4 protein-coding genes are annotated in these 4,898 nt (G+C 58.9%); 3 read left to right on the top strand and 1 reads right to left on the bottom strand.

The features are described from left to right. On the bottom strand, positions 1-102 hold a 102-nt coding region (locus LQ144_RS22695; protein WP_230121412.1), incomplete at its 3' end, for an FAD-dependent monooxygenase. Positions 103-462: 360 nt separating this feature from the next. Here LQ144_RS22695 and LQ144_RS22690 point away from each other — a divergent pair. From LQ144_RS22690 to LQ144_RS22680, 3 genes are all read left to right on the top strand, one after another. Continuing rightward, positions 463-2,121, top strand: coding sequence for an amidohydrolase (locus LQ144_RS22690; RefSeq protein WP_230121501.1), 1,659 nt, complete (start codon positions 463-465; stop codon positions 2,119-2,121). 63 nt (positions 2,122-2,184) lie between these two features. Next, a complete protein-coding gene (locus LQ144_RS22685) occupies positions 2,185-3,399 on the top strand; it encodes an MFS transporter (protein ID WP_230121500.1) in 1,215 nt (404 codons plus the stop codon). Between the two features lie 749 nt (positions 3,400-4,148). Next, positions 4,149-4,793, top strand: coding sequence for a hypothetical protein (locus LQ144_RS22680; protein WP_230121499.1), 645 nt, complete (start codon positions 4,149-4,151; stop codon positions 4,791-4,793). The last annotated feature ends 105 nt before the right edge of the window (positions 4,794-4,898 follow it).

Raw genomic sequence — 4,898 nt, 5'->3', positions numbered from 1 at the left:
GGATTCGATGCCGGCCTTGGCCAGCAGGTGGGACAGCATCAGCCCGGCCGGGCCTGCCCCCATGATGGCCACCTGCGTGGTGATGGTCTTGCGTGTTGCCATGACTGGATCTCGCTTCGTTGCGGGCCGTTCGGCCGGTCGGTGCGTCTGGCTAACAGTGTGCAGTGACACCAGAATCCGAAGAAACCCATATTCCGCCCAACGGAAGTTCGTCAAGCGTTTCGTGAGGGCAGGTTCTTGCGATCGATCGCGTTCTGAGATCGGGTGATCTCGGATCCCTCATTGTCCTTCCCCTCTGTGACCTAGATCCTAGTTTCTGGTTGCACTAGTAAGTGTCGAGTAGACAACCGGATTCCGATTAAGCCAAGCACATGCCTTTCATACAACAGCCACACCCGACGGATACACCCATCCGTCCCTAATAGCCGTGCGCCATACCCCAACGAAGCAAGCGAGGTTTTCATGACTAATCGTGATCTGCTTATCCGCAACGCTGTTGTCCATACAGTGGATGCTCAGGACTCCGTCCACAGCTCGATCCTTATCCGGGCTGGTCGCATCGCAGCAGTCGGCAATGAAGCCGAGGTGCAGGCAGTTGCGGCCCCCGGAACCGATGTGTACAATGCAGGCGGCAAGACCATCGTCCCTGGCTTCATTGACGCCCACAATCACATGAGTGTGGCGGCTTTCGAACCGCTTGCCGTGGACTGCTCTACTCCGCCCTTGGCCTCTATGGACGAAGTACTTGGTGCCATTGAGGCCCACTGCCGGAACCTTCCCGCGGGTCAATGGGTGCGGGGCATCGGTTTTCATGCTTCACAAATCAAAGAGCGGCGAAATCCGACGCGGTATGAACTGGACGAAGTTGCCCCAAACAACCCGTTCTTCCTCCTGGAGTCCAACTGCCATGCCGGTTACGCAAACAGCCTCGCCCTCGCAGCTGTGGGTATCGACGCCTGCACGCCAGACCCTTGGGGAGGGCACATTGAACGTGACGGTAATGGCACTCCAAGCGGAACTCTTCTCGAAACAGCGGCCAACCTACTCCATTCAGCCTCGTGGGAAGCTTATGCCGAAAGCGACTGGGACCGAGCGGTTGGACTGCTGGAAGCGAAGGCACGCGAGTACCTCGCTGTTGGGATTACGGGCGTAGGTGACGCCTGCGTTACTACTCGCGCTGCCGAACTTTATCGTCGGGCCGACGCAGCCAGTAAGCTCCCTCTGACGTTGCAGCAGCTCCACGGCGGCGACCACTTTTTCTCCCAGCAAGACCTCCGACGCACCGACATCGTAGACCGCATCCACAGCAGTGAAAGCCGCATGCTGCGAGGTGGCACCATGAAGATCTTCGTCGACCGCGCCTATCCCGACGGTCCCGGACTTCATCAGATTCACGATGGCTGCACCAAGCACGTGGGGAGTAATTTTTACAACCCGCGGGAGGTCCATGACCTCGCCCTCCAAGCCACTGACCTAGGAATCAACCTCGCAATCCACGGTATGGGGAACTGCGCAGTCGATGCGGTTTCCGACGCTTATGAAAGCGTACGGAAGCGGACAGGGGACGACGCCATCCTCCGCCTTGAGCACGCCTTCATTGCCGAAGTCTCCCAGGCCCCCCGCCTAGCGAAACTTGGTATCGACCTTGTAGCGAACCCTGGCCTTGCCTATAAGGATGGACTGTTTTTTGGTAGTTGGCGGGGTGAGAACCAGAAGCACCTCCGCATTCTCCCGCTGCGAAGCATGATCGACGCCGGCGTCCGCGTGAGCTTTGCATCCGACCACCCCTGCGGAACCTTCTCCCCATTAGAAATTATGTGGAGCGCAGTCACCAGGCGTCATTACACGGGTGCTCTTATCGACCCTGAAGAAGCGGTTACTCCAGCGGAGGCGTTACGCGCGTACACCATCAACCCTGCTCATGCCTCTGGACGAGGGACAGAAGAGGGCAGCCTCGAGGTGGGGAAGCGCGCAAATCTTCTGGTGCTGGACCAAAACCTGCTGACCATACCCCCGGACGAACTGCGTTCAGTAATAGTTGAGCGAACCTACGTTGACGGCCTCGTCGCCCACCAGAGGCAAACTACCCAACCGGTTACTGCCGGTGCACTGCCCAGCTAAATCGACCGCAGGCCGTTATCGCTTCACCATCTCCCCGTCTCGCCCTTTCTATTAAGGAAAAAAATGAATCTTGGCATCATGCCCGCCGCAGGTCCGCGCACTGACGACCCCAACTCGAAAGGACGCATAGCCCTCATCGTCGTTTTTTCCGGCATTGCGGCCACACTCCTGCTCATGGCCCCCGCCGTCGCGGGCCAGCTTTTCAGGCAAATGGGGCTCACCCCCACCCAGACCGGAGATCTCTTCGCCGTCGAACTCGGCGCTATGAGCTTAGCCTCCCTTCCCGCCCTGCTGTGGATTAAGCGGGCCAATTTACGGGCAGCCGCGACCCTCTGTGGTTCAGTCTTTGTCGCAGGTAACCTCCTTTCGGGCTTCCTTGATTCTTATGGAGCCCTCGTTACGGTACGAGGCATCACTTCATTCGCGGGCGGATCGTTAATGGTCCTCGCCATGGCCCTCGCCGCCCAAACCCGCAACCGGGATCGCGTATACGGGCTATGGTCTGTGGGGCAGCTTACGTTTGGCGCGATAGGGCTTGCTGTTCTTCCCGCGTTTTTCGAGACGGTGGGCATTAGCGTCGTATATTGGACGCTCGCCGCGGCCATGCTCCTTGCCTTGCCATTGGTGCGGTTCTTACCCGCCGGCCGTAACGTGTCCTCCTCCCTGGCAGAGGGAACCCCGGAGAAGCCGAACGTAGGAAAATCCATCCTTGGCCTTATCGCATGTTTGATCTTCTACATCGGACTCAGCGGCATCTGGACCTTTACCGGTGGCATCGCGGCCGCCTCGGCGATAGACCCTGCCACCTCGGGTCTTATTCTGTCGGCCGCCACCCTCGTCGGCATACTAGGGTCCACAGTTGCGACGCTCGTAGGCGGACGCGCCAGCAGACGGTTTCTGCTGATGGGCGGATACCTGGGCATGATTGTCGCTGTCGCACTGTTCTTCGGCACCCCCGATGCTCTCCGCTTTGCTGGCGCCGCGCTGTTGTTCAAGTTCACCTGGCCCTGGACCTTGCCATTCCTCATGTCGACCCTCGCCGACCTGGACCGCGCTGGTCGCGCCACCAACCTTGCTAACCTCTTCATTGGAGGAGGGTTCGCTATTGGGCCGTTTATCGCTGGACGCCTCATTGAATCCGAGGGTGGGTACTCCGCCCTGGTAATTACCAGCAGCATAGCGCTGGTCGTTTCGCTGGTCCTCGTCCAGCTAGCGCAACCAAAGAAGGTTCCGGCGCCTGAGCCGGAAGCACACGCCGTAAGCCCTGTCGACGCGTGACTTATCCAAAGCTAAACGTGACCGAGCAGCCAATAAACCCAAAACCGTTCACCTGCTAAAGCAGGGCAACCCCGCTTGCCCGATTGGAGTACCCGACGGTCAGTAGTGGCGTAGTTATAGCACCCGCATGACGTGAGTTTCCTAATCCCATATTCCATTTGTCAGACTGCCTCCCCTCGTGGCTCGTGCGCCTGTCTCCCTCTCCGGGGAGGCAGGCGCATTTGATGGGAGCATGGATCTTCTGCATCTCACTCGCAACCAATTCGTCACCCGTCTTGGATGCAATCTCACCGTCTATTCGTCGGGGCGGGCCCCGGAGCCAGCTCATCAAACCGCTCTTCGCGGTACTGGTAGGACTTGACGGATAGGAACGGCTGCGGCATCTCCAGAACCGATATGAGGAGCTTACGTATTGGCACACCTGGGACTCTCGCCGGTCACCGTTGGCCTTGTACGTGTCGTTTCTGAATGGGCTGAACTTCTTATGGCTCCACCGAAGCAGCATAAGGGCAAGCAAAAGAAGGACCGTGCGTTGCAATGCTGGACCACCCGCTGCGGCAGAAGGGTACATCTATCCCCTACTACCAGAATCATTGGGCGAGGGACCCGGCGTCTCGATGCGCTACTCAACGCACCATCTTAGAGAAGATTTTCGATTGGAAGTAAAATCTAATGACCGAGGAGGCGAGTGCAAAGCCCTCCAAGCCGCCGCCGGTACCGCTTAGAAGCGCCCAAGAAGGAACAGACTTATGACAACAGTTGTTCGCACGTCTTCTGTTCCGGTCCGGAGCAGGGTCGCATTCTGGACCCAGACTGTCTCCGAGACTTTCGTCAGCCTTGATTGCAGGGCGGCTGGGGGCCATGAGGACATCCAGGGGGAGCTGTCAGTGCAGTCACTGGGTTCTCTGGACTTTGCGCGGGTCAGGGCCACAGCGCAGTCAGTTCACCGGACTCCCGGCAGCATCAGTTCCTCTGGTGAGGACTTCTTCATGGTGGGGGTCCAAACCGCCGGTTTCTGCGTTGTGACCCAGGCGGGACGGTCCGCCGGCATTGAAAACGGAGCTTTCGCCCTGTATGACACGACGAGGCCGTATTCTCTTCAGCTGACGGATCACTTTGAACAGTTAGTGCTCCGAATGCCTCGGCGGGGATTTGAGGCGCACCTTCCCCAAGCGGAAGCTCTCACGGCGCTGGCGGTTGGCGCCGATCCCGGGGCTGCCCAAATTCTCGTCAAGACCGTTAGGATGCTGGCGGACGATATCGAGTTCCTCACCCCGCCTTCCGCATTGGCCGTCTCGCACGGACTGGAGCATCTGATCGTCGCCGGACTGGGCGGTCTCACCAGCGGGATACCCGACAATGACAGTCCACCTGTTATGCGTCGCATTGTTTAGCGATGGGGGCGTCTTTGCCGGTGACGATGCAGGTTTCCCCGTCGGTGTCTTGATTTAGTGCCGTTGGCGGCGTCAGGCTGACGATGACTGGATACAACGAACGGC

The sequence above is a fragment of the Arthrobacter sp. Bi83 genome, from assembly GCF_918698095.1.
Classification (GTDB): domain Bacteria; phylum Actinomycetota; class Actinomycetes; order Actinomycetales; family Micrococcaceae; genus Arthrobacter.
This window is presented reverse-complemented; position numbering and strand designations above follow the sequence as displayed.

Coding starts and splice junctions, on each gene's coding strand:
- LQ144_RS22690 (WP_230121501.1), top strand. CDS start 463: ATGACTAATCGTGATCTGCTTATCCGCAACGCTGTTGTCCATACAGTG.
- LQ144_RS22685 (WP_230121500.1), top strand. CDS start 2,185: ATGAATCTTGGCATCATGCCCGCCGCAGGTCCGCGCACTGACGACCCC.
- LQ144_RS22680 (WP_230121499.1), top strand. CDS start 4,149: ATGACAACAGTTGTTCGCACGTCTTCTGTTCCGGTCCGGAGCAGGGTC.